Origin of the sequence: Actibacterium pelagium, assembly GCF_002285415.1 — a bacterium.
Classification (GTDB): Bacteria; Pseudomonadota; Alphaproteobacteria; order Rhodobacterales; family Rhodobacteraceae; genus Actibacterium_B; species Actibacterium_B pelagium.
Map to the genome: position 1 here is coordinate 838078 of NZ_NSBU01000004.1, position 24188 is coordinate 862265.

The window sequence follows — 24188 nt, forward strand, 5'->3', positions numbered from 1 at the left end:
GCGTCAGATAGCGAGAGCACGATGAGTGAACATCCCCTAAAGCCGGAAACAAAGGATATGCTGGCCCAAGTATCAGTGGCCACGCTGGCCACGGCCTTGTTCAAACGCGGGTTACGCAACCAAGTGATACAGGACGTGCGGCCGATCAAGGGCAAGGGCCGCAACATGGTCGGCCCGGCGTTTACGCTGCGCTATATCCCGGCGCGCGAGGATCGGAACCAATTGACGGTCTTCCGTAATCCAGAGCACCCGCAGCGCCACGCGATTGAAACCTGTCCGGAAGGTCACGTCTTGGTCATGGACAGCCGCCGCGATGCCTCGATGGCTTCGGCCGGTGACATCCTGATCACCCGCCTGATGGTGCGGGGCGGCGCAGGTGTGGTCACGGATGGAGGGTTCCGCGACGCGATGAATATCGGCGAGCTGGACATCCCCGCCTATCACAATCGCCCGTCGAGCCCGACGAACTTGACCAATAACGAAGCGATCGAGATCAATGGCCCGATCGGGTGTGGCAACGTTGCGGTCTTCCCCGGTGACATCATGGTGGGCGACGACGACAGCGTGATCGTGATCCCAGCATACCTTGCCGATGAGGTGGCGCAGGAGGCCATCGAGATGACAGCTTATGAAGATTTTGCCATCGAACAGGTGAGGGACGGGGTATCGATCATTGGGCTTTACCCTGCCACCAAGGAAGAAAACCTGGAGAGATTTGCAGCTTGGCGTAAGAAAAATGGGCGCTGAATTGGTGGCACAGTGACAATAGCCGCATGATGCTTGATGACATGGGACAAGCGAAATCCCGTGTCGCATCGGGTCAAACAAAAACATGGGTATGGGGGCAGAGGAATCCGCATCATGCCCGATAGGCGTAACAGGTTTGGGTAGGGACCCGACCAAGGATAATGAGGACTAAAATGGGAGACGAGATGACATTTGCGCCCCACGGGAAACATCTGGTGGCCGGGGAATGGGTCGCCGGTGACACAACGTTCCGCTCTGAACCGGCGCACGGCCCGGCCTTTGACTATTCCGTCGGCACGCCGGCACTGGTTGATCGGGCTTGCGCGGCTGCGGAAGAGGCGTTCTGGAGCTACGGTTATTCCAGCCGGGAAAGCCGGGCGGCGTTTTTGAATGCGATCGCGGACGAAATCGAAGCGCGGGGCGCACTGATCACCGAGATCGGCACGTCAGAGACCGGATTGCCCGCAGCGCGACTAGAGGGCGAGCGGGGCCGCACGACAGGACAGCTTCGGCTTTTCGCTAGCCATATCCTGCAGGGCGACTATCTCGATCGGCGTCATGACGAAGCACTGCCGGATCGGGCGCCTTTGCCGCGGCCGGACCTGAAGATGGTGCAACGGCCCATCGGCCCTGTCGCCGTGTTCGGGGCGTCGAATTTCCCGTTGGCGTTTTCGACGGCGGGGGGCGACACGGCCTCGGCCTTGGCGGCGGGCTGTCCCGTGGTAGTGAAGGGGCATTCGGCGCATCCGGGCACCAGCGAGATCGTGGCTGAAGCCATCAACGCCGCGATTGCGCGCTGTGATGTGCATCCGGGCGTCTTTTCGCTGATCCAAGGCGGCAAGCGCGACGTCGGAACCGCGTTGGTCCAGCACCCGCTGATCAATGCCGTGGGCTTTACCGGGTCGCTTGGCGGCGGTCGGGCATTGTTCGACCTCTGCGCGCAACGCGAGACACCGATCCCATTCTTCGGCGAATTGGGCTCGGTCAACCCGATGTTCATGCTGCCCGAGGCGATGTCCGCGCGCGCAGAAGCGATGGCCGCCGGGTGGGCCGGGTCGCTGACTATGGGCGCCGGACAGTTCTGTACCAACCCGGGTATCGCGGTGGTGATCGACGGGCCCGAGGCGGACGCTTTCGCCGCTGCCGCCGTTGCTGCGCTTGAACCGATTGGCGCGCAAACCATGCTGACCGACGGCATCGCCGCCGCCTATCGCGCCGGGCGCGACCGAGTGGCGGGATCGCAGGGCGTGCAAGAGGTGCTGACCTCGATGTGCGACCTGCGCAACGCCACACCCTATCTTTATGTCACCACGGGTGCCGAATGGTTGGCAAACGAGGCTTTGGGCGAAGAAGTATTCGGGCCGCTGGGCTTGATCGTGCGGGTGGCGGACAAGGATGAGATGCGAAAGATCGCTGCCAGTCTGCAGGGTCAGCTGACCTGTACGCTGCACATGGACGACGCTGACACCGCGCTGGCGCAAAGCCTGATGCCGGTTCTGGAACGCAAGGCGGGCCGAATTCTGGTCAACGGGTTCCCGACCGGCGTCGAGGTCTGCGACGCGATGGTGCATGGCGGGCCTTACCCGGCCTCGACCAACTTCGGGCATACTTCGGTTGGTACTCTGGCGATCCGGCGCTTTCTGCGACCTGTTTGCTATCAGAACATGCCGGATTCTTTGATGTCAGAGGCGTGAGGTTAGTCTAACCAAACCGGGGCCCTTAAGTTCAGGTGCCGATGTCGATCGGGGCGATGGCGACTGTTTTGATGACTGCCGTGCAGCGGTCGCCAACATTCAGTCCCATTGCCTGAGCCGATCGTTTGGTGATCCGCGCGGGAACAAGGCCGGCGGGGGTGCTTAGGGTGACCATCATGCCGGGGCCGCCGCCGCTGTGCAGGGCGGTGATCTCTCCTTCAAGGATGTTCAGCGCAGAAATCCCTTCGGGTCGGCCGCGCGATAGCAGGACCTCATGGGCAGCTATTCGGACGCGAACGTTTTGGCCAACTGGTTGCGGGATGCGGGGTAGGAAAAGTGGTTCACCCCCGGCGTTCAGCTCGGTCAATCCGTCGTCGTGGTGTTGCCGGACCGTTGCGTCCAGAACCGCACCCGCCGCGCGGACGCCACCGGGCAGGTGGTCCGGTGAGCTTAACACTTCGGCAGCACTGCCGATCCGCGTGACGCGCCCTTCGTGCAGGGCGACGACGGTTGTGGCAAGGCGGGCAACCTCGGCGGCAGAGTGGCTGACGTAGAGGATCGGGATGTCGGTCTCGTCCCGCAGCCGTTCGAAATAGGGCAGGATGTCTTCCTTGCGATCGGCGTCCAAAGAGGCCAGCGGCTCGTCGGCTAGGATCATCTTCGGGCTGGCCAGAAGTGCACGGCCAATGGCAACCCGCTGTTTTTCGCCACCCGACAGATCGGACGGGCGGCGTGACAGAAGGTGGCCGATGCCCAACATTTCTGTCACGCGCGCCTCATCTTCGGGCCGCGCGTTGCGCGGAGCGAAACGCTGACCGTAACGCAGGTTCTGCTGGACTGTCATGTGGGGGAAAAGGCGCGCCTCTTGAAAGACATATCCCAACCTCCGTTTGTGGGGCGGCAGGCACATGCCTTGGCTTGTGTCGCAAAGCAGCCAGTCGCCGACAGAGATGCGGCCATTATCAGGACGCAGCAGCCCGGCCACCGCGTTGATGACGGTGGTTTTGCCAGACCCCGATTGGCCGAAGAGAACGGTCACCCCGGGCGGTGCCTCGAAAGAGACGTCCAGCGAGAAGTCGTCACGCCTGTGGGTCAGGTGTACGGATAGCGTCATGATCCACCCACCCGTTTCGCCGCTTTGTGCGCCAGCCACTCCGAGACGATCAATGCCCCCATCGCGACGATGATCGACACGATTACCAACCGGATCGCAGAGCTTTCGCCGCCGGGAACCTGCAGGAAGGCATAGATGGCCGAGGGCAAGGTTTGTGTTTGGCCGGGAATGTTGGACACAAAGGTGATCGTTGCACCGAACTCGCCCATCGCCTTGGCGAAACACAGGACGGCGCCAGCCAGAACGCCGGGCAGGATCAGGGGAAGGGTCACGGTCAGGAATACCATCGGGCGAGAGGCGCCAAGCGTGCCTGCGGCTTCCTCTAGCTTTTGGTCCACTGCTTCTATCGAAATGCGGATGGCCCGCGTCATCAACGGGAAGCCCATAACACCCGCAGCAAGGGCGGCACCCGACCAGCGGAAGGCAAAGACGATGCCAAAGTTTTCAAGGAACCCACCGATCGGCCCTTGGGTGCCAAAGCCCAACAGTAGCAGGTAGCCAGTGACCACCGGCGGCAAGATCAATGGCAGGTGCACCAGCCCATTGAGAAGTTGCCGCCCCGGAAACCGCCAGCGCGCCAGCGCATAGGCGGTTAGTATTCCAAACGGCAACGCCACCAGCGTCGCCCAAAAGGAAACCCGAAGCGACAGGGCCACCGCCTGCCATTCCTGAGGGCTAAGCCAATCAGTCATCGCGCCCTCCGAGAACCTGAAAGCCGTTTTCGACAAACCTTTCAGCTGCCGTGTCCGAGGACAAATAGGCAAGGAAGGCCGCTGCGGTTTCGTTGCCCGATGTCGTCAGCGCGGCCGGGTAGATGATCGGCGGATGGCTGTCCTCTGGGAAAAGGCTCATTGCGGTTACACGGGGATCCGCTGCCGCGTCGGTGGCATAGACCACGCCCATCGGCGTCGCCCCGGTAGCAACCAAGGCCAGCGCTGCGCGGACGTTGTCGGTCTGGGCGACCTTGGGCGCGACGGCGTCCCAAAGCCCCAAACGTTCCAGTGCCGCTTTGCCATAGATGCCCGCGGGGACCGCATCGACCAAGGCCATGGCCAGCCGGCCGTTGCCCAGCATATCGGCCAAGGGCAGCTCTGGCGTTATCGCCAGCATGATCGCGGCCTCGCCATGGACAATCAGGGCAAGCCGGTTGCCAAGCAGATTGACGCGCGACGCGGCATCGATGTGCCCACCCTGCTGCAGGTAATCCATCCAGGCGGTGCTTGCGGACAGGTAAAGATCTGCAGGGGCGCCCAGTTCAATCTGCCGAGCCAAAACCGAGGACCCGCCATAGCTGATCGTGATCTTGTCGCCGGTGTCTTCCTGAAAGTCCTGCGTGACCTGATCCAAAGCCGTTTTCAGGCTGGCTGCTGCGAAAACGGTTGCCTCTCCGGCCCGGGTTTCCGGGGCGGTCAGCAGCCCAAGCAGACCGCCAAGCAAAACCATAATCGCCTGAATTCTCAGATATTTCAGCAACACGTCCGGCCCTTTGCCATTTGCAGAAATATCACCGCCGCAGATGGTTGCGCGCAAGAGCTAAGTTGAAGACCTGCCCGGAAGCGGTCCGAAAGTCGCGGAGCTTACGCGTTCTGCTTCTCGATATAGGCGCGCAGTTCTTCGGCTTCGTTGCGCGCTTCCCGCAGCCCATCCATCGCCGCGCTAAGCTCGGCTTCAAGCTGAGAGATCTTGCTGGTCAGCTCTGCCTCGCGCTGATGCAGGTAGTGGATCGCTTCTTCTTTTTCTTCGCTGGCTTCGTGCAGTTCTTTGGCCATCTGGTCCAATTCGCCCATGTCGGCCTTGGTGACGCGAACCACTTTGTGAACCAGCCAATAGCCGAACCATCCAAGAAGGAAGGTCAGGAACAGCACGATCGCGGTGAAGATGATGAATTCGATTCTGTCCATACTGGGTCCTTACTCGCTGGCAGGAGCGGTTGACGGGCGCGCCACTAGCTTGGCGTCGGCACCGGGGCCGGTCGGTTTGATCTGATCAGACGCTGTGTCCTCGTCAGACGGGACGTCGGACGGGCTGGAATCTGCCTCGGGGGCTGGCTCTTCCTCGGATGCCGTCGTCTCTGCGGTCTCTGTTTCTGGGGCCGGGGTCGCTTCAGTCTCGGCGTTCTCTGCCGTGTCTTCGGTTTCTGGGGTGGTCTCGGCTTCGGGCTCAGGCTTGGGCCCGAGCAGGGTGAACTCGATACGGCGGTTCGCCTCGCGGCCTTCTTCGGTGCCGTTGTCGGCAATCGGGTTGGTCTCGCCATAGCCTTTTGCCCGCAGGTTTGTCGTTAGGATGCGGCGCGCCAGAAGGGCGTTCAGAACAGCTTCTGCACGCGACTGGCTAAGCTGAAGGTTCATCTCTTCTCGACCCTGACTGTCGGTGTGGCCAGCGATCTCCATCGGGACGTCCTGACAATCCTGCATTGCTTCGGCGATCTTGTTGATCACGCCGACAGAGGCACCTTCGATCGTGACAGAACTGGGGGCAAAGGTAATCTTGTTGGCCTTTAGGATATCGTTCACACGGTCAACGCACTCTTGCGGAGTGGGCTTGCCCGCCTCGGGGTCGAGTGTCTCAAGATATTCGACGTCGATGCTGTAGACTGCGCTGCTTTCCAGATTGCGGCCAAAAAGTTGTGTGACTTGCGAACGGGCCTCTTCATAGCCCGTTGTCCCGCTTAGTTCGAGGTAACTTGGCTGGATGGTGACGATGCCATGGTTCAGAAGCGACAGCGCCTCGATCCCGGTCAGGACACGCAGGGGCCAGCCGTCGGGCAGGGTCTCGGACTGTTCAATCCGGTTGCTGATGTGCTCGCTCCCGAAGCGCGAGTAGACATAGCTTTCAACCGCCTGCTGGCTAAGGTCATCGGGCAGCGGGCCCGAAAGGCGCACATGACCTTCGGGGCTGAGGATCACCTGAAACTCTGGCACGTCCTTGTTGGCAACGTCGGTCTTCGAGACTTTGGCGGGCCGGATCGTCGCGAGCAACGTATAGGGGGACGGCAGGGCGCGTGCCAGCGCGTTGGTTTCCGCCTCGAACAGGGCAGGGTCGACATCTGACGCCGCCACCAACGAGATGTCCGCATTGGTGAAGGTCACGCTGCCATCGCCAATCTTGCCAAGAGTTTCGATGGCCAGTGCTGCGGCCTCTCCCCACTTGTCAGAAGGGGCGCCAAGACCCAGAACGCAGTTCAATCCACCCTCAGCACCGGCCTCTCGGGCGGCGAGCAGGATCTGGCTGCGTTCGCCGGCGGTGCTGGCAGAGCAGGCGTCGAAGCGAAGGGCTTCGCCTTCTCGGACGGCGCGCAGAACGAAGGGCGTGATGGCCGGGCGCGGCGCGACGATTTGGGTCACGACCGAAACACCCTCGGGGGCGTCATCACGCAGGCGGCTCGACAATTCACGGCGCGCGCGTTCGTTGTCGGTAATGGATTCGACAAACACCAACCCCGGTGAGATCGACACTTTCGCGCGCGGAAGCCCTGCCACCACAGAGACCCCGTACTCAACAGCATCGGTCCAGCCATCGGGTAGCGGATAGTCGGCGGTTTCAAGAAGATCGGTCAGGTCCGCTCCCTCTGCCGCGTCGTCCAGATCGGTCAGCAACTTGGCGCGGTCCTGCGATGCCGGGATCAGCCCGATTGCAGAAAGACCGTTGGGTTTGCGCAGGATCTCGATCGAGAACTCGGGCGCGCGGATGTCCTTGGTCGGGGTGACGCCCATTTCGTCAATCACACGGTCAGAGTCGATGATCTGACCCGCAAGGGTCAGGGCGCGGAACCGCGCGGACTCGGTTGGTGCGACACCCGCAAGGTGAACCCGCAGGCCATCCGGGGTGACCTGTGCCCAGTCATAGCCTTCCAGCCCAAGAACCCGTTGAATTTCAAAGGCTGTCCGACGCTCGACAGCGTTGGCGGCAAAGATCGCCCCGATCACGGCAAGGCCAATCGCCAGGGCAAATGTAAGCGCAGTGGCTTGGGTTAGGTTCAGACGCATTCTGTTCCAGCTCGAGTGGTCAAGGCAGGTGGCAACGTTCTAAGGCCATTGGCCCCCCGGCGCAATCACAGGAGAAGGGCCAGCACCAGCCCGACGGCGGGAATCAGCCCGGCGTCGCGGTTGGCGCGGAAAAGCTTCAGGCAGACGTCGGGGTTGTCGATGTCGAGCCGCACCATCTGCCAGGCCATATGCCAGCCCAATGCCCAGACCCCTGCAATCGCGGCCAGCGTTCTCACAATACTGTCCGAAGACAGCAATCCCATCACAACACCCGCCGTCAGCAACAGGACCGTTGCCATTTGGAACAGGCGCAGGAATTTCGGTGTTTCTTCGCCAAACAGGCGTGCGGTGGACTTGATACCAACCAATGCGTCGTCGTCTTTGTCCTGATGGGCATAGATCGTGTCATAGAACAGCGTCCACGCGATCCCACCTGCATAGAGAAGAAGGGAAGGCACGCCGATCTCTCCGGTATGGGCCGCCCAGGCCACCAGCGCGCCCCAGTTGAAGGCCAGCCCCAGAAAAACCTGCGGCCAGAAGGTGAACCGCTTGGCAAATGGATAGATCACCACCAGCACCAGCGAGGCGATGCCCAGAAGGATCGCGGTTTTGCCAAAAGTCAGCAGGATTATAAACGCCAAAGCCGCCTGAATAGCCATCCAAGCGGCGGCCTGTTTCACGGTCACCTGACCCGAAGGGATTGGACGGGATTTGGTCCGTTCGACCTGACCGTCAAAATCGCGGTCGGTGATGTCGTTCCAAGTACAGCCCGCGCCGCGCATCAGCCACGCACCAAGCCCGCAGCCAAGGATGATCCATAGGTCAAACCGGGTCCAGCCGGTGGCATTGGCAGCCAGCAGGACGCCCCATAGGCAGGGAATGTACAGAAGCCATGTTCCGATCGGACGATCCGCGCGCGACAGGCGCAGATAGGGGCGGGTCCATTCCGGCGCTTGGGTGTCGACCCAATTGCCTGCGACCGCGTCTGAAACGGTGCCCTCAGCCTCTGGCGTTTTGTCGGTCTCGGCCATATGGTCGCCCTCATGGTGCAGCGAAAATCAGCAAAAGTCAGGTTGTATGTAGAGCACCCGGTCGGGCAGGGGCAAACGGTTCCTTTGTCGCGGGAGCAGGCACACTACCTTTTCGGCGTAATGCGGCTTACCGCAGGTGACATGGTCGCGGTTTTTGATGGAAAAAACGGCGAATGGCAGGCCGAGGTTGCCGAGGCGGGCAAGCGTAAGGGCATCTTGGTCTGCGTCGAGGAATCGGCCCCTCAGATGGATCCGCCCGACCTTTGGTTGCTGTTTGCGCCGATCAAGAAAGCCCGAACGGATTTCATCGTCGAGAAAGCCGCCGAGATGGGCGCGCGCCGGATCGTCCCGGTGCAGACTGATTTCACAAATTCCGAACGCATTCGACAGGATCGCCTGCAGGCCCACGCGGTCGAGGCCGCCGAGCAGTGTGGCGGAACTTATGTGCCCGAGGTTGCTGATCTGGAAAAGCTGGAAAGTATGCTGGCCAACTGGCCGGAAGACCGGAAGCTGATGTTTTGCGACGAAGCCGAGGCAGGCAACCAGTTGTTTCTTGATCAAACCGATGATGGCAGCCCTTGGGCCATCCTGATCGGCCCCGAAGGCGGGTTCTCTGACGCTGAACGTGCGCGCCTGAAATCCTTACCCTTCGCGCATGTGGTCAGTCTTGGCCCGCGAATTTTGCGAGCTGATACCGCCGCGGTCGCCGCGATGACCCTCTGGCAGCAAACGCTTGGAGACTGGCGGTGAGCTTCATCCGCCCCGAGGTGCAGGACGCCTTGCACCGCTGGCGAGAGGCCCTGATCGGCGTTGTCGTCACAGCGGTCGGTCTGATGGGGGCCGTATCGACCTTTGGGATTACGCGCTGGGTCTTTGCCGTTATCGTTTTTGCCGGGATCGCCTTGGTCTGGAGCGGCGTCCGCCGTGCCCGTTTCCCGTCAGAGGACGGTGGGCTGGGCGTTGTCGAGGTTGATGAGCGGCAGATATCCTATCTCAGCCCTGTTGGCGGCGGGGCCATCTCGATCGAGGACCTGATCCGTATCGAAATCACCACCTCTGACATGGGTCCATTCATGCCCGACCTGTTCTGGGTGTTCAAAGACTCTGGCGGCAAGCGGTTGGTCATTCCCGGAAATGCTGCGGGATCGGATCGGATTCTCGATGCCCTGACAGCCCTTTCCGACGTGGACTATGCGGCGATCACCAAGGCCTCGGGTCGTTCGGACAAGTCCGAAACCGTGGTCTGGGAAAAGTTCCCTTCTGGCCATGACAATATCGAAATCCTTCCGCCCCGCTCTTGACTTGGCTTGCCTCGGGAGACAGGTGTGAAGGTCAGAAGACAGGCATAAGGTAGCATTCCCATGTCCATCCCCCAGTCCGGCGGCGGGCCGATCGAACATTATGAACAGTTGGCCGAGTATCTCTCTTCCGGCTGCAAGCCCAAGGAAGACTGGCGCATCGGGACCGAGCACGAGAAGTTCGGCTATTGCAAGGACACGCTGAAACCGCTGCCCTATGACGGCCCGCGGTCCATTCTTGCCGTTCTGGAAGGTCTGCGCGACCGCCATGGCTGGAACCCGGTTCTGGAAGCTGACAAGCTGATCGGCCTGACCAAGGACGGAGCAAATGTCAGCCTGGAACCCGGCGGCCAGCTAGAGCTGTCCGGTGCCCCATTGGAAAGCATCCACCAGACCTGTGACGAGGTGAACCAGCACCTGCGCGACGTCAAAGCCATTGCGGACGAGGTCGGCGTCGGCTTCATCGGATTGGGCGCCGCCCCGATCTGGACGCATGAGCAGATGCCGGTGATGCCCAAGGGCCGTTACAAGTTGATGACCAATTACATGGATCAGGTCGGCACCATGGGCAAAACCATGATGTACCGGACCTGCACTGTTCAGGTGAACCTCGACTTCGCGTCCGAGGCCGACATGGTCCAGAAACTGCGCGTCGCGCTGGCCCTACAGCCGGTTGCCACGGCGCTGTTTGCGAATTCGCCCTTCTTGGAAGGCAAGCCCAACGGCCACAAAAGCTGGCGCTCGCGCGTCTGGCGCGATCTGGATGCTGACCGTACCGGCATGCTGCCATTCGTGTTCGAGGATGGCTTTGGCTTCGAGGCTTGGGTGGAATATGCGCTCGATGTGCCGATGTACTTCGTCTATCGCGACGGGAAATATATCGACGCGCTGGGCCAGTCCTTCCGCGATTTCCTGAAAGGTGAACTGCCCGCGCTGCCCGGCGAAAAGCCGACCCTGTCGGATTGGGCCGACCACCTGACCACAATCTTCCCCGAAGCGCGGATCAAGAAGTTCATCGAAATGCGCGGCGCCGATGGTGGCCCGTGGCGTCGCCTGTGTGCGTTGCCCGCTTTTTGGGTTGGCCTTACCTATGATCAGAACGCGCTGGATGCGGCGTGGGATCTGGTTAAGGACTGGGATGCCGAGACCCGCGAAGCCTTGCGCGTCGCTGCCTCGGAACAAGGGCTGCAGGCGGAAGCCGCTGGCGTGAAAATGCATGACCTCGCGCGTGAGGTTTTGACCATCGCCGAGGCCGGCCTGAAGGTCCGCGCCAAACCCGGCGCCGGCGGATTGGTGCCGGATGAGACGCATTTCTTGAACGCTTTGAAAGACAGCGTGGAAACGGGTATGGTTCCTGCAGATGAGCTGCTTCAGCACTATGAAGGCGATTGGGGTGGCAACCTGACCCGGATCTACAAGGATTTCAGCTATTAGCGACCTGCAGCGGTTCATAACGGCGCAACAGCACAGCTATGACATCGCCTTTCGCGAGATACGAAACGGGCGCAAACTTTCCCACTGGATGTGGTTCATCTTCCCCCAGCTCAAAGGTCTGGGCCGGTCGGTCAATGCTGATCGCTACGGCATAAACGGTTTGACCGAGGCACGGGAGTATCTGGCCGATCCGATCCTAGGGCCCCGGCTGGTCCGTATCAGCGAGGCCTTGCTGATCCACAGCAACATGCGGCCCGACGCGATCATGGGAAGCGCGGTCGACGCCATGAAACTCAGGTCATCCGCGACCTTGTTCGAGGCTGCTTCGGGCAAACCGGGCCCGTTCACGGATATCCTTGAATGTTTCTTCGGCGGCATGCGCTGTCTGAAGACGCTGGAGATGCTGGGCACCTAGCCCTTTTTCCCGATCTTGGTTTCTTCACCCTTCAGCAGGCGCTGAATGTTCTCGTGGTGCCGCATCAGGATCAGGATGGTCAGCGCCGCACAAAGGGTCGTCTTGTCCGGGTGGCCCAACAGCGTGGCCCAGACGGGCGACAAGGCCGCCGCGACCAGCGCCGACAAGGAAGAGTAGCGGGTGATCAACGCCACGATCAGCCATGTCGCACAGGCCATGACACCCACGGGGAAGGCCAGCGCCAGCAGCGTGCCAAGGAAGGTTGCCACGCCTTTGCCGCCCCGGAACCCCAGATAAGCCGGGAAGAGGTGGCCGACGAAGGCTGCGAAACCGGCGATCTGGGCTGCGTCCTCGCCCACCATGGCGCGGGCCACCAGCACGGCGATCCCGCCTTTGCCCGCGTCCAGAACCAGTGTCAGAAAGGCCGCCAGCTTGTTGCCCGTTCGCAGGACATTGGTTGCCCCGATATTGCCCGACCCGATCTTGCGCAGGTCGCCAAGACCAAACACCCGCGCCATGACGATGCCAAAAGGGACAGAGCCCAGAAGATAGGCAAGGATCGCGACGAGGATCAGAATTTCGCGGTGGGTGACGATCTCGGGCATCAGCTTTCTCCGTAGACGCGGTTTCCGGCGACCCATGTGCCCAGTACACGACCTTGCATGCGGGCTCCGTCGAAGGGGGTGTTCTTCGATTTCGACTGCAGCTTGGTGCGGTCCATCACGAAAGGCGCTTCGGGGTCAAAGAGGACAAGGTCGGCAGGCGCACCTTGCGACAGGCGGCCACCGGGCAGACCAAGCCGTTGGGCCGGGTTCAGCGACATCGCTTTCCAAAGCGTCGGCAGGTCCAGCGCCCCGGCGTGATACAGGCGCATCGCGGCAGGCAGCAAGGTTTCCAGCCCCACGGCGCCAGAGGCGGCCTCTTCAAACGGCAGGCGTTTGGATTCCTCGTCCTGTGGCGTGTGCATCGAGCTTATCACGTCGATCAGCCCGCTGGCCACGGCTTCGACCATGGCATTGCGATCATCCTCGGACCGAAGCGGCGGCTTGACCTTGAAGAAGGTCCGATAGTCGGCGACGTCGAATTCATTCAGCGTCAGATGGTGGATCGAGACCCCGGCGGTGACATCAAACCCGTTCTTCTTGGCGCGTTCCAACGCGGGCAGGGCGCGGGCGGTGGTGATCTGGTCGGCGTGGTATCTCACGCCGGTCATCTCAACCAAGGCGATGTCGCGGTCCAGTCCCATGCGTTCGGCCATCGGGGTGACCGCTGGCAGACCTTTCAGCGATGCGAACTTGCCGCTGGTCGCTGCCGCGCCCTTGGACAGGCCCGGTTCTTGCGGATGGGCGATGACCAACGCGCCAAGCGAGCGGGCATAGGTCATGGCACGGCTCAGCACCTTGGTGCTGGTTGTGACTGCGTCGCCATCGGTAAAGGCCACGGCCCCGGCGTCCAGAAGGAAGCCAAACTCGGTCATCTCACGCCCCTCGCGGCCCTTGGTCAGGGCAGCCATCGGGTAGACATTGACCGGGGCAACCTCTTGCGCACGACGGGTGACGAATTCCAGTGCCTCGGGCGTGTCGATGGCGGGCAGGGTGTCAGGCCGCGTGACAATGGTGCTCACGCCCCCCGCTGCCGCCGCCAGACCGGCCGAGCGGAAGCTTTCCTTGTGCCGCTCTCCGGGTTCGCAAATCTTCACGCCAAGGTCGACGATACCGGGGGCAAGGCATTTGCCGCCCGCGTCCAGCACCATATCCGCCTCGGGCGCGTCGCCAGAGCCGGTGTCCCAGATTACCCCGTCCTTGACCAGCAGCCAGCCAAGGCTGTCGGTGCCGGTCTCGGGGTCAATCAGGCGGGCGTTTTCAATCAGCTGTTTCATCTCAGTCCTCCGCCCAGGTGGCGCTCGATCTGCTCGCGCGTGCCGGTCTTGTCGGCCAGGTATTTCATCAGGTGTTTGTCACCAGTGTTGGTGACGATCTGCACGGCGCTGCCAAGGCTGCGAAGCTCTTTGATCTCGCCCAGTCGAACTTGTCGATTTTGCGGGCCGATCAGGCGGCGGTCGGTCAGTTCCCAAAAGGCCGCCAGATCGTCCGAGGCCAGATAGGTGGCGCGCACGCCGATCGCCAGAATGGCGGCCGGACCGCCGACCCACCAGACCTCGCCCATGTAGTGCAGCACGATCATCGCGCCGATCCCCAGCACAACGGCCATCACCACGTGATCGCGGATATAGGTGGTGCGATCAGCGTCGAACCGGGCGATCACTTTCTCGCCTTCATTCAGCTTCGCGCGGGTCTTGGGCTCATACATAGACGCCCTCATCTTTTGGGGCGCGCAGGTTTCGGGCCAAAAGGTCCATCGCGGCCATACGGACGGCCACGCCCATCTCGACCTGCTCCTGAATCACGGATCGGTTGATGTCGTCGGCGATGTCACCGTCGATCTCGACCCCGCGGTTCATGGGGCCAGGGTGCATGACGATGGCGTCGGGCTTGGCATGGGCCAGCTTTTCGGCATCCAGACCGTAGCGGTGATAGTACTCGCGTTCCGAGGGGATGAACCCGCCGTCCATCCGCTCGCGCTGAAGGCGCAGCATCATGACGACGTCGACGTCTTTCAGACCTTCTGCCATGTCCTCATAGACCTCGACCCCGAACTCGCCGATGCCCGAGGGCATCAGGGTGGGCGGGCCGACAAGGCGGACACGGTTTTCCATCTTGCCCAGAAGGATCAGGTTCGACCGCGCCACGCGGCTGTGAGAGATGTCACCGCAGATGGCGATGTTCAGGCGGTGCAACCGGCCCTTGGCGCGGCGAATGGTCAGCGCGTCCAGCAGGGCCTGAGTCGGGTGTTCGTGCTTGCCGTCGCCTGCGTTCAGCACGGCGCAGTTCACTTTCTGCGCCAACAGGTCAACCGCGCCCGAATGTGGATGGCGCACGACCAGCAGGTCGGGATGCATGGCGTTCAGCGTCAGCGCCGTGTCGATCAGCGTCTCGCCCTTTTTGATGCTGGACGCCTGCATCGCCATGTTCATCACATCGGCGCCCAGACGCTTGCCCGCCAGTTCAAAGCTGGCCTGCGTACGGGTGGAGTTTTCGAAGAACATGTTGATCTGGGTAAGGCCCCGCAGCGCATCGCCATGTTTGTTCGGCTGGCGGTTCAGATCTACGTATTTGTCGGCCAAATCAAGAATGGTGGTGATTTCCACCGGGTGCAGCGGTTCGATCCCCAAAAGGTGGCGGGCACTGAATGTCATGGAACCTCCGGGCTTTGGCTGGAGATGCTTATAGGAATGCTAGGACGACGCGGCAAGTCGTGGTTTGCCCGGCCGGGCCTTGTTTGACACGCTTTTTACAGCGCAACCGCAGTCGCATAGAGCATACGCATCGCAAGACCCGCCAGAATGATCAGCAAAAGCCGATCAAACGCCTTGCGGGACATAACGCGTCCCAAGGCCATGCCGACCGGCATGGCGGCCAACAGCGGGATCAGCGCCAACGCGCTTAGCGCAAGGCGGTCCCACGTCATGATGCCAAAGGCAATCTGCAGCGGCAGTTGCACCAGTCCAACCGAAAAGAAGAAGGTTGAGATGGTGAAGATGAACTGGGGCCGCTCTAGCTGAAGGGCGTTCAGGAATGAGATCGACACCGGGGCTGACAGGCCGGTGCCGCCCTGAAAGAGGCCCGCAACCAACCCCATTGGCGCGGAGAGCTTTTCTGCGATGTTCATCTGCAGTTTCCAGCCGGAATTCAGAAGGCGAAAGCTGATATAAAGTAGCAGAATGCCCGCGATCCCGGCGATCAGCACATCACTTGGAAATGAGGCAAGCGCATAGGTTCCAAAGACGGCCCCAACCCCGCCCAACACGGCAAACTTCAGTACAAAGCTGCGCGGGACATCGACTTTGCGAAAATGCCATGCCTGCCAGAGGTTCGGGATCAAATTCGGCAGCAGGAAAACTGCCACCGCGAATTTGACGTCGAATAGCATCGCCAGCAGTGGCACGGCCAACAAAGGCGCGCCCGCTCCGGTCGCGCCTTTCAAAACTCCGCCTATGGCAAATGCGATCCCGACAAGGATCAGGCTTTGTGTGTCCAACTTTGTTTTTCCTACCCACTTTAGCCGACATCTTTCTTGTCGGGGTTCTGGCCGGGGAATTCAATGCCAGACGTGATGTTCTGCCCGTATCGAATCTATTTACCTCTTGTGCCCACGGCCCTAGCTTAGGCGCTATGGAACAGGCGCTCGATTATCACACCGCGTTGGCCATGCTTGATTGGCAGATCGAGCTTGGCGCGGATGAGGCCATTTCCGAAACGCCTATCAACCGTTACGAAGCCCCCGCGCCGAAACCTGCGGTCAGGCCGGACGCCGCGCCTGCCGCTGTGCCGGTCTTGCCAGAGGTTGATCCCGTGGCCGAGGCCAAGGCCCTGGCCAAGTCAGCCGGTGATCTGGATGCGTTGCGCACAGCGATTGAAGCGTTTGAACATTGCGAGCTGAAACGTGGCGCCCGCAATCTGGTCTTTGCTGATGGGCAGCCCAACGCGCGGGTTATGGTGATTGGCGAAGCGCCGGGCCGGGACGAGGATATGCAGGGCAAACCCTTTGTCGGTCGGGCCGGGCAACTGCTGGACAAGATGTTCGCCGCGATCGGGATGGACCGGACCAGCCCCGATGCTGAGGCGGCGCTTTATATCACCAATGTTCTGCCATGGCGGCCTCCGCAGAACCGCGACCCAAAGCCGGAAGAGGTCGCTATGCTGCTGCCCTTCGTGCAGCGCCATATAGAGCTGGTAGATCCTGATCTTGTTGTCCTGATGGGCAATCACGCATGTCAGGCGCTTCTGAAGAAAAAGGGCATCACCCGTTTGCGCGGCAAATGGGCCGAGGCCTTGGGGCGCCCGGCGATGCCCATGCTTCACCCTGCCTATCTGCTGCGAAATCCCGTTGCCAAGCGTGACGCATGGCACGACCTGCTGATGGTGCAGGCGAAACTAAGAGAGACCAAATGAGCCGTATCGACGAAAGCAAAGATTTCCTGCCCATCCGCATTGCAGTTCTGACGGTCAGTGACACGCGCGGGCTGGACGAAGATCGTTCGGGTCAGACGCTTGTCGATCGGCTAGAGGGTGCAGGCCATATCCTCGCAGACCGGAAGATTTTGCGCGATGAACGGGCCGAGATTGCAGAACAGCTGCGCACATGGTGCGCGGACCCCGGGATTGATGTGGTGATTTCCACGGGCGGCACCGGCCTGACCGGCCGGGATGTGACGGTCGAGGCGCATCGCGATGTCTATGAGAAAGAGATCGATGCCTTCGGAACGGTGTTCGCCATGATCTCTATGCAAAAGATCGGGACGTCAGCGGTGCAAAGCCGGGCGACCGGAGGTGTGGCAAACGGAACTTATCTGTTCGCCCTGCCGGGCAGCACCGGGGCCTGCAAGGATGCATGGGACGAGATCTTGAAGTGGCAGCTGGACTATCGCCACCGACCCTGCAACTTCGTTGAAATCCTGCCGCGACTGGACGAGCACCTGCGCCGGAAGTGACCGAATATTTCCAGTATCAAATTGAAAAGACCCGCTGATCGCGGGTCTTTAAGTTTATTCTGGTGCCCCTGACTATGGTTTCGCGGTGACCAGAATTTTGCTGTCCAGCGATAGGATCGTGCTGTTGCCGTTGGCGTTCTCCTCGCGCAGAGCTTCGGCATAACCGCTGGCCGATTCCGTGGTCGGGCGCAGGCCGTCGAAAAGCGGTTTGTCAGAATGCAGAACGATGATCTTGCTTTTGCCTAGTGTGCTGTCATCCACGCGGAAAGCCAGTTTGGCAGCCGAGTCGACCTCGGAAATGGCATAGGCAACCCGGACGGGCAGCGGTCCGGTGTTGTCGCCCCGCAGGCCCGCGACAGAGTTGTCAGTTCGGTTCAGATTCGGCAGCAGGTGGAACACGTTGCCCGATACATCCAGCACCGAAACCGACAGGAAGCCGTCCTGAACAGACGGTGGAACCATCACATCAATCACCGGGTTTTCGCCCACGAAGAAACGTCCGGATGCGTTCGGGTCCAGCGTATCACCGAAGCGGAATTCGATATCAATCGCGCTGTCGGGCGCGTTGGGCAGGAAGCTTTCGATCAGACAAAGCGTGGGGTTCAGGATCTCGGTGTCGATCTTGATGCTGCGGTCCCCGGCTATGGCGCGCAGACTGTCGAAAAGCGCGGTACGGGTGACGGTGTCAGCAAGGCGACCCGTGACGGTGATCGTATCGTCCAGCCCATAACCGACCGAGGGCAGGCCGGGCAGGGACAGAGGCCCACAATCGGCATGCTGCGCCAGAACTGGAGAAACCATTTGCGGGGTCACAAGCAAAGGCCCAAGAATGATATTGGCCGTTCCCTGCAAGGCGCCGGGCAATCCGCCCGCGAAAGTGCCTTTGATCGAGGCATGCAGGTCGCGGTCATTCACCACGGCCTGAACATTCGCGGCATTGCCTTCAACCACGACTTTCCATTCGTCTGCGGGCGCGATCGCATTCAGAACCGTCACCACGTCCTGCCCCCATGTCTCAGCAATTTCGCCGGTGGCCAGAGTTAGGTTGATGTCGCCTTGCAACGCCTCAATCGGGGCAGAGATGGCGGCTTCGATCTCTTCCGTCGGGGCATTGCCCGACACAGAGGCGGAGCCGGAAACGGGGCGCTCCGCCAAGAGCAGGTAAGGGTCGGCAACCGGCAGTTTGGGGCCGCCAATGAAGCCGCCAAAATAAGCCCCGGCACCGGCGCCCGCGATGACCAAAACGGCCAGCGCCGCGATCAGTCCGCCAGAGGATTTCTTTTCCTTGGAAACGGGTTTGGGCTGGGACTGTTTCGGAGACTCGGCAGGCGCACTTGGTTTGACGGTTGTCGCTGCAATCACTGTGGCGTCGTCCAGAAGGTCATCGACCGCCGCCATGACCACGCCGCCATCCAGCATGTTCAGAACCTCGTCCACGCTTTGGGCACGTGTGGCGGGGTTCGGGTCGGTCATCTTGTCGATGATCGCCTTCAAAGGCTCAGGAACACCCGAGGTATCGAGCGGCTGCGACTTGTTCTGTACAACCTCCATCGGGTTGCCGCCCACATCGGGTTTCTTGCCGCGGAAGTTCGCCAGAAGCAGAGCGCCAAGCGAATAGATGTCCGAACGCGCATCGGTCTGACCGCTTAGCTGTTCGGGTGCGGCATAGGCGTATTTCCCTGCAAATTCATTGCCAACAATGGTTTCCGCGCCAGGGTTGGTGTCTTTCGCGATGCCGAAGTCGATGATTACCGCTTGCGCCGGATCGCCACCCCGCAGGATGATATTATCCGGTGACAGATCGCGATGGACGATATTCTTGGCATGGGCCACCTGCAAGCCTTCGCACACGCGTCGGCATATGGTTAGCAGGTCGTCAATCGGCATCGGGCCCTGCTTAAGCTTGTTGTCCAGCGCCGGGCCCTCGATATAGTCCATCAGCAGATAGACGTGGCCTTCGGGCGTGCGGTGGTTTTCGGAATACCGGACAATCGCATCGTGACGGATATCACGGATGTCTTCTTCGCGCGTCAGCAAGACGAGATAATCGTCATTTGCCGACAGCTCAGCTTTCAGAACTTTCAGCGCCACAAGCCGGCCCGAAATCTCGGAACGGGCGCGATAGACCTCTGATGTGCCGCCCCGCCCGAGGATGGCTTCGATCCGATATGTGTTGTTCAGCAAATCACCGGGTTGAAAGGTATCACCCGGAAGAGACTCGGTCATGGAAACCTCGGACTAGGGACTGGATATAACTTTACGCGGACTTAGCCGAGCGCCTGGAACTCGACCCGACGGTTTTCATCCGCTCGGGGGTTGCTGGTGTTGTACGGGGCGCTTTCGCCGACACCGATGGCCTGAAGGCGCTGTTCAGCGATGCCGCAATCGTTCACGAGGTACCGTTTCACTTCTTGTGCACGCAGCAGCGACAGTTTCTCGTTATAGGATGCAGAGCCGGAACTGTCGGTGTGGCCCACGATCTGGAAGACCGAGACATCGACATTGCGCATCACCTGACACAGGGTGGCCAACTTCGGCTTTTGGTCCGCTCTTAGCGCGGCAGAGTCGAAGTCGAAGGAAATCTGGACGTTCACCTGATCGGCTTTCTCTACCGCCACATAGGTCGGCTGAACCACAACCGGCGCCGTCATTGTCGGGATCGAGGTCGAAGGTGTCGCGGTCGGGGCGGTCGACGCAACCGTAGCTGCCGGGGCGGCGGTCACCGGGGCTGTGGCGGTAACGGTGGTGCTGGCAACGGGTGCGGATGGGGTTGCTGGAGTGGCAAGCGCTGTCGGTGCGACAGGTGTCGCAACCGCGGTGCTGCCCGCAGCTATAGAGCTGCCAGCAGAGGTGGCGGCCTCGTTGGTCACCGGTGTGGCCAGAACAAGGCCGCGGGTCTTCTGTTTCTTGAACAGAGCTTCGATTTCTTCGGCGGAAAGCTCAGACGCGTCCTGCGCGACGCTGGCCACCGGCGCGACGGCGGCCATAGCAAGGGTCAGAGACAATCCCAAGGCGTGTTTGAAAATGGGCATGATCTTACTTTCTGTAAAAAAAGAAGAGGGATTTCTTGAAAAGAGTATACCACGGTTTGGGTTGTAACAACGATTTTGCGAGGAATGCTTAGGTAACTGTCTGCCATGTGACTTGCGTTTCGTCTGTTTGCGCCGTTTTAATTACCGTCAAAGGGCGCGGGTTCCGTCGCGCTGTAAAGATTTGAGGTTTTCATGCGCGTTCTACCGGCCGTCATTCTGGCCATCGCCATCGTATTGGCCCCAGTGATCTGGCTGTTCCTGCCCAAGTTGCTGGGTCAGGAGACCTTCGACGGTCCAGCAATCGACAGCGGTGCCCGGATCGAGATCGAGCTTTTGCGCGGCCAGATTCAGGACCTCGAAGCCGAAATCGGCGACCTGCGCAGCCAACTGGGCAGCGTTCAAAGCGGGAGTGTCCCACTTAGCCCTTTAGATGAAGAGCCGGTGCGCACCGGCCCGAACACCATTCTGGATGCCTATGCTCAGGTGGTGGATATCGTTGATCGGCGCAATGTGAACCGGGGGCTCCAGGTGGCCTCGCCGGACTATCTGGAAGCTAAGCTAGGTCGCCCGCGCGAAGACCTCAACGATCAGTGTCAGGCGATGACAAATCCGGGGCTCAAGAACATCCTGTTTCTCGAACAGGTGGGTCCGATCCGCGTGAACATGCTGCGCCCGGCGATCGACTCGCTGGCCAACGTGTTCGAGAACATTCGCCGCGCCGACCCAGACTTGTACGAGCGGATCAATACCTCTGGTTCTCTTTGCGTTCGGCGCATCCGTGGCACCACCAATCGTCTCTCTACCCACAGCTATGGGCTTGCGGTCGATCTTAATATTGACGGGCATCTGGACAATTTTGCCGATGGCAAGACTCAGCTAGGCCTGACCATACTTGCGGACTTCTTCCGCGAGGAAGGCTGGGTCTGGGGCGCGGGTTTTGGGCGTGAGGACTCGATGCATTTCGAAATCAGCCGCAGGCAGCTGGATGAGTGGCTGGCTGCCGGGATTATCGGTCAATAACGCGTTAAAGACGCAACAGGGGGTAACGTTTATCCCGCGCACCTTGTTCCGGGGTATCAGACGCTCTACATCACCTCGCATGAAACGCTGGATCCCATTCCTCAAGTCCGAGCCTGTCGTGGCCGTTGTGCGCCTTCAGGGCGTGATCGCGGCCAGCCCGCGGTCGGGCGTTTTGAACGATGCAGCCCTTGCGCCGGTTCTGGAACGCGCGTTCCGCAAGCGTAAGCCTGCTGCGGTGGCTTTGGTCATCAATTCACCGGGCGGATCCCCGTCGCAATCTTCGCTCATCGCCAGTCGTATCAAGCGCCTGTCGACAGAGCTTGATGTCCCGGTCCATGCCTTCGTCGAAGATGTTGCCGCCTCGGGCGGGTATTACCTTGCGACGGCAGCGGACGAGATTTGGCTGGATAAGCATTCCATCGTGGGGTCGATCGGCGTGATTTCGGCGGGGTTTGGCTTTTCCAAGTTCATCACGCGCCACGGGATCGACCGCCGCGTCTATACCGCGGGCAAGTCGAAATCGATGCTGGACCCGTTCAGCCCCGAAAACCCCGAGGATATTACCCGTCTGAAAGGCCTGCAGGAGCAGATCCACGAAACCTTCATCGCCCATGTCAAAGATGGTCGAGGCGATCGCCTGACAACCGAGGCCGACCTGTTCACCGGAGAGGTCTGGGTAGGCGAAAAAGCGGTCAATCTGGGTCTGGCAGACGGCACAGCCCATCTGGTGCCCAAGATGAAAGAGCTTTTCGGCGACAAGGTGCGTTTCCTTCCCTACGGTCTGCGCCGCCCGCTGTTCCAGCGCTTTGGGACGCAACTGGTGTCCAGCGTCTCGCACGGTCTGGAAGAACAGGCGCTTTGGGCGCGGTACGGGTTGTAGAATGCTATTCAAGATCATCACATTTTTCCTGATTTTCATGGCCGTGCTGGCCATGTTCGGAAGATTGCGTTTTCCCAAGTTTAAGAAGGGGCTGCTGAAGCAGGGCAAATGCCGTCACTGCGGCGCCCCCAAGGTCGGCAAGGGTCCATGCCCCTGCGGAAAAGGATAAATACCTAAATGGTTCTGGATCTTCTTCTCGTCGGGCTCGGCCTTGTAATTCTTTTGCTGGCCGGTGACGCGCTTGTCCGTGGGGCCGTAAACCTTAGTCTCCGTCTTGGCATTCCTGCCTTGATCGTCAGCCTGACCATCGTAGCCTTCGGTACCTCAGCGCCTGAGCTGCTGATTGCGGTTCAGGCCGCGTTGGAGAACGCCCCCGGCATCGCGATGGGTAACGTGGTGGGGTCGAACACCGCCAATATCCTGTTAGTCCTTGGAGTTCCGGCGATCATTTCCGGTCTGAAGACCGACGAATGCGACACCAAGCGCAATTATCTGTTCATGATCGGGGCGTCGTTGTTGTTTTTCGCTCTGTGTTTCGTAGGTCAGTTCACTTGGCAAACGGGGTTGATCCTGCTGGCCGCTCTGGCCTTTGTCCTTTGGGACGCGGTGCATAGCGCGCGCCGTCACCGGGCCGCGGGCGACGCCAGCGCTTCTGACGAAGACGAAGAACCCGAAGGCGCTGACCCCTCGATGCCATGGTGGAAGATCATCGGCTTTTTGGCCCTTGGCCTGATCGGCCTGCCACTTGGTGCCGACCTGCTGGTCGAAAGCTCGATCGACATTGCGCGCGTTATCGGCGTCAGCGAAGCCGTGATTGGCCTGACGCTAGTTGCGGTTGGCACGTCGTTGCCGGAACTGGCGACCACGGTCATGGCTGCAATGCGCCGTCAGGCGGATGTGGCTTTGGGCAACGTGATCGGCTCGAATATGTTCAACCTGCTGGCCATCATCGGCATTGCCAGCTTTGTTGCGCCCATCCCAGTCCCGTCCGAGATGCTGCGGTTTGACCTGTGGGTCATGTTGGCCGCTTCGCTGGCGCTGGTGCCTTTCGTGTTCCTGCGTTGGAATATGACCAAGGTCTGGGGCTTTGCGCTAACCGGCCTATATGTAGCGTATGTTCTGGCGGTGCTGTTCTAAGGAGGCGTCATGGCGGCAAAACGTGCATTGGTGACCGGGGCAGGAAAACGCCTTGGACGCGCCATGGCCCTGTCGCTGGCTGACGCTGGCTTTGACCTTGCCCTGCATTACGCCTCTTCCGCGGCTGAGACAGAAGCTCTGGCCGATGAAATCCGTACCAGAGGCTGTCAGGCAGAGACGGTTCAGGCGGACCTGCTGATTGAGGCCCAGACCGCCACGGTCATTCCCGCTGCGATGCAGGCGCTTGGCGGTCCTTTGACACTGCTGGTGAACAACGCCTCGATCTTTGAAGATGACGATCTGGACACCATGACCCGCGAAAGCTGGGACCGGCATATCGAAAGCAATCTGCGGTCTCCGGTTGCCCTGACACAGGCTTTCGCCGCCCAGGCCCCTGCGCCAGAGGTCGATGCAACGAATGAGCCGCGCGCGCAGGCCCTTGTGGTCAACATGATTGATCAGCGCGTCCGCAAACTGACCCCTGACTTCATGTCCTACACCACCGCAAAGATGGGCCTTTGGGCCTTCACGCGAACCGCCGCCCAAGCCTTGGCCCCGAAGGTGCGCGTCAACGCCATCGGTCCCGGTCCAACCCTGAAAGCTGCGGGCCAGACAGAAGCGAATTTCATGCGCCAAAGGTCGGTGACTCCGTTGAACCGAGGCTCCAACCCTGAAGACATCTGCGCTGCGTTGCAGTATTTTATTGCCGCGCCCGCAGTGACCGGACAGCTTATCTGCGTTGATGGTGGACAGCATCTGAATTGGCAAACGCCGGATGCGATGGGGCTTGAGTAAAGACATATTTAAGATGCAGCGCAGCGAAGTTGTGCACCGTGGACACCCCTGAAT

The 24188-nt window shown here is 60.6% G+C and carries 26 protein-coding genes; 13 read left to right on the forward strand and 13 right to left on the reverse strand.

Annotated elements, in window-relative coordinates; genetic code table 11:
* Window positions 1-21 precede the first annotated feature (21 nt).
* Together CLM58_RS04310 and CLM58_RS04315 are read left to right on the forward strand one after the other, a co-directional pair.
* Window positions 22-747, forward strand: coding sequence for a ribonuclease activity regulator RraA (locus tag CLM58_RS04310; RefSeq protein WP_095594646.1), 726 nt, complete (start codon window positions 22-24; stop codon window positions 745-747).
* A gap of 185 nt (window positions 748-932) precedes the next feature.
* The gene (locus tag CLM58_RS04315) at window positions 933-2441 is read left to right on the forward strand and encodes an aldehyde dehydrogenase (NADP(+)) (RefSeq protein WP_095594833.1); all 1509 of its coding nucleotides are present in this window, start codon (window positions 933-935) and stop codon (window positions 2439-2441) included.
* A 31-nt stretch (window positions 2442-2472) separates the two neighbouring features.
* Here the strand turns inward: CLM58_RS04315 and modC are convergent, their stop codons facing one another.
* The 6 genes from modC to ubiA form a co-directional block, all read right to left on the reverse strand.
* Window positions 2473-3555, reverse strand: coding sequence for a molybdenum ABC transporter ATP-binding protein (gene modC, locus CLM58_RS04320; protein ID WP_095594834.1), 1083 nt, complete (start codon window positions 3553-3555; stop codon window positions 2473-2475).
* Window positions 3552-4247, reverse strand: coding sequence for a molybdate ABC transporter permease subunit (modB, locus tag CLM58_RS04325; RefSeq protein WP_095594647.1), 696 nt, complete (start codon window positions 4245-4247; stop codon window positions 3552-3554). The genes modC and modB overlap by 4 nt, the downstream gene beginning before the upstream one ends.
* On the reverse strand, window positions 4240-5031 hold the full coding sequence (gene modA / locus CLM58_RS04330; protein WP_229666197.1) for a molybdate ABC transporter substrate-binding protein: 792 nt from the start codon (window positions 5029-5031) through the stop codon (window positions 4240-4242). Before modA ends, modB begins: the two co-directional genes overlap by 8 nt.
* Window positions 5032-5132: 101 nt before the next feature.
* Window positions 5133-5456 carry a hypothetical protein gene (locus CLM58_RS04335; protein WP_095594648.1) on the reverse strand — a complete coding sequence of 108 codons (324 nt, stop codon included), beginning with the start codon at window positions 5454-5456 and terminating at the stop codon, window positions 5133-5135.
* Between the two features lie 9 nt (window positions 5457-5465).
* Window positions 5466-7541, reverse strand: a complete 2076-nt coding sequence (locus tag CLM58_RS04340; protein ID WP_095594649.1) for an OmpA family protein — start codon at window positions 7539-7541, stop codon at window positions 5466-5468.
* A 65-nt stretch (window positions 7542-7606) separates the two neighbouring features.
* Complete coding sequence (gene ubiA, locus CLM58_RS04345) at window positions 7607-8572, reverse strand: 4-hydroxybenzoate octaprenyltransferase (RefSeq protein ID WP_095594650.1); 966 nt, start codon at window positions 8570-8572, stop codon at window positions 7607-7609.
* Window positions 8573-8584: 12 nt separating this feature from the next.
* On the opposite strand from ubiA, the gene CLM58_RS04350 reads away from it, so the two are divergent.
* Genes CLM58_RS04350 through CLM58_RS04365 form a run of 4 tightly spaced genes read left to right on the forward strand, consistent with a single transcriptional unit; the run spans window position 8585 to window position 11719 of the window.
* The gene (locus CLM58_RS04350) at window positions 8585-9322 is read left to right on the forward strand and encodes a 16S rRNA (uracil(1498)-N(3))-methyltransferase (RefSeq protein WP_095594836.1); all 738 of its coding nucleotides are present in this window, start codon (window positions 8585-8587) and stop codon (window positions 9320-9322) included.
* Window positions 9319-9873 (forward strand): hypothetical protein, encoded by a 555-nt coding sequence (locus CLM58_RS04355; RefSeq protein WP_095594651.1) that lies wholly within the window; start codon window positions 9319-9321, stop codon window positions 9871-9873. Before CLM58_RS04350 ends, CLM58_RS04355 begins: the two co-directional genes overlap by 4 nt.
* A 60-nt stretch (window positions 9874-9933) precedes the next feature.
* On the forward strand, window positions 9934-11304 hold the full coding sequence (locus tag CLM58_RS04360; RefSeq protein ID WP_095594652.1) for a glutamate--cysteine ligase: 1371 nt from the start codon (window positions 9934-9936) through the stop codon (window positions 11302-11304).
* 4 nt (window positions 11305-11308) lie between these two features.
* Window positions 11309-11719: a DUF1810 domain-containing protein gene (locus CLM58_RS04365; protein ID WP_268236441.1), complete on the forward strand. Its 411-nt coding sequence runs from the start codon at window positions 11309-11311 to the stop codon at window positions 11717-11719.
* Here the strand turns inward: CLM58_RS04365 and plsY are convergent.
* The 5 genes from plsY to CLM58_RS04390 form a co-directional block, all read right to left on the reverse strand.
* On the reverse strand, window positions 11716-12324 hold the full coding sequence (gene plsY / locus CLM58_RS04370) for a glycerol-3-phosphate 1-O-acyltransferase PlsY (RefSeq protein ID WP_095594654.1): 609 nt from the start codon (window positions 12322-12324) through the stop codon (window positions 11716-11718). The two genes, CLM58_RS04365 and plsY, sit on opposite strands and share 4 nt — an antisense overlap.
* Window positions 12324-13598 (reverse strand): dihydroorotase, encoded by a 1275-nt coding sequence (gene pyrC, locus CLM58_RS04375; RefSeq protein WP_095594655.1) that lies wholly within the window; start codon window positions 13596-13598, stop codon window positions 12324-12326. Before pyrC ends, plsY begins: the two co-directional genes overlap by 1 nt.
* Window positions 13595-14029: a hypothetical protein gene (locus CLM58_RS04380; RefSeq protein WP_229666198.1), complete on the reverse strand. Its 435-nt coding sequence runs from the start codon at window positions 14027-14029 to the stop codon at window positions 13595-13597. Before CLM58_RS04380 ends, pyrC begins: the two co-directional genes overlap by 4 nt.
* Complete coding sequence (locus CLM58_RS04385) at window positions 14022-14975, reverse strand: aspartate carbamoyltransferase catalytic subunit (protein ID WP_095594657.1); 954 nt, start codon at window positions 14973-14975, stop codon at window positions 14022-14024. The genes CLM58_RS04380 and CLM58_RS04385 overlap by 8 nt, the downstream gene beginning before the upstream one ends.
* Window positions 14976-15070: 95 nt before the next feature.
* Entirely contained in the window at window positions 15071-15817 is a 747-nt protein-coding gene (locus CLM58_RS04390; protein WP_198950948.1) for a sulfite exporter TauE/SafE family protein, read from the reverse strand.
* A gap of 134 nt (window positions 15818-15951) precedes the next feature.
* Here CLM58_RS04390 and CLM58_RS04395 point away from each other — a divergent pair, with 134 nt between their 5' ends.
* The gene (locus CLM58_RS04395; protein WP_095594658.1) at window positions 15952-16731 is read left to right on the forward strand and encodes a uracil-DNA glycosylase; all 780 of its coding nucleotides are present in this window, start codon (window positions 15952-15954) and stop codon (window positions 16729-16731) included.
* Window positions 16728-17270: a molybdenum cofactor biosynthesis protein B gene (gene moaB / locus CLM58_RS04400; protein ID WP_095594659.1), complete on the forward strand. Its 543-nt coding sequence runs from the start codon at window positions 16728-16730 to the stop codon at window positions 17268-17270. Before CLM58_RS04395 ends, moaB begins: the two co-directional genes overlap by 4 nt.
* 72 nt (window positions 17271-17342) lie before the next feature.
* On the opposite strand, the gene CLM58_RS04405 is transcribed toward moaB, so the two are convergent.
* Window positions 17343-19496, reverse strand: coding sequence for a serine/threonine protein kinase (locus CLM58_RS04405; protein WP_095594660.1), 2154 nt, complete (start codon window positions 19494-19496; stop codon window positions 17343-17345).
* A gap of 41 nt (window positions 19497-19537) precedes the next feature.
* Window positions 19538-20302, reverse strand: a complete 765-nt coding sequence (locus CLM58_RS17320; protein WP_229666199.1) for an OmpA family protein — start codon at window positions 20300-20302, stop codon at window positions 19538-19540.
* 192 nt (window positions 20303-20494) lie between these two features.
* Here CLM58_RS17320 and CLM58_RS04420 point away from each other — a divergent pair, with 192 nt between their 5' ends.
* From CLM58_RS04420 to CLM58_RS04435, 5 genes are all read left to right on the forward strand, one after another.
* Window positions 20495-21322, forward strand: a complete 828-nt coding sequence (locus tag CLM58_RS04420) for a M15 family metallopeptidase (protein ID WP_095594661.1) — start codon at window positions 20495-20497, stop codon at window positions 21320-21322.
* 79 nt (window positions 21323-21401) lie between these two features.
* A complete protein-coding gene (locus tag CLM58_RS04425) occupies window positions 21402-22202 on the forward strand; it encodes a S49 family peptidase (protein ID WP_095594662.1) in 801 nt (266 codons plus the stop codon).
* 1 nt (window position 22203) lies between these two features.
* On the forward strand, window positions 22204-22371 hold the full coding sequence (locus CLM58_RS17245; protein WP_188720532.1) for a hypothetical protein: 168 nt from the start codon (window positions 22204-22206) through the stop codon (window positions 22369-22371).
* Window positions 22372-22379: 8 nt separating this feature from the next.
* The gene (locus CLM58_RS04430; protein ID WP_095594663.1) at window positions 22380-23339 is read left to right on the forward strand and encodes a calcium/sodium antiporter; all 960 of its coding nucleotides are present in this window, start codon (window positions 22380-22382) and stop codon (window positions 23337-23339) included.
* A gap of 9 nt (window positions 23340-23348) precedes the next feature.
* Window positions 23349-24134 carry an SDR family oxidoreductase gene (locus CLM58_RS04435; protein WP_095594664.1) on the forward strand — a complete coding sequence of 262 codons (786 nt, stop codon included), beginning with the start codon at window positions 23349-23351 and terminating at the stop codon, window positions 24132-24134.
* The last annotated feature ends 54 nt before the right edge of the window (window positions 24135-24188 follow it).